This window comes from Paraburkholderia phymatum, assembly GCF_040965635.1.
GTDB classification, from domain to species: domain Bacteria; phylum Pseudomonadota; class Gammaproteobacteria; order Burkholderiales; family Burkholderiaceae; genus Paraburkholderia; species Paraburkholderia phymatum_B.
The window spans coordinates 1-255 of record NZ_JBFRCH010000155.1; the positions used below are offsets into that span (position 1 = coordinate 1).

Sequence of the window (255 nt, forward strand, 5' to 3'; positions counted from 1 at the left end):
CCGTCAGGCAGTAGTTGCAGCCCTTCACTTCGGAGACGGCAAGGGCGATGCTGTCACGCGTCTTCACGTCGAGCGCCTTGCTCAAGGAGCCGAGCAGGGTGGCCCATGCGTTGAACGCGATCGGGCTCTGCGCGAAGGTCGCCATCATGTTCGGGGTGAATCCGATGTTCCTGGTGAACGCATCGAGAGTCGGTTTCGAATCGGCCGGCACCTGGTCCGGCTTTAGAGCGGTACTTCTTGGCATCGTAGTCGTCC

At 61.2% G+C, this 255-nt stretch carries 1 pseudogene; it reads right to left on the reverse strand.

The features are described 5' to 3' along the window. Nucleotides 1-244 (reverse strand): annotated as a pseudogene (locus AB4Y32_RS40590) (carboxymuconolactone decarboxylase family protein); the annotation flags it as partial. Nucleotides 245-255 lie beyond the last annotated feature (11 nt).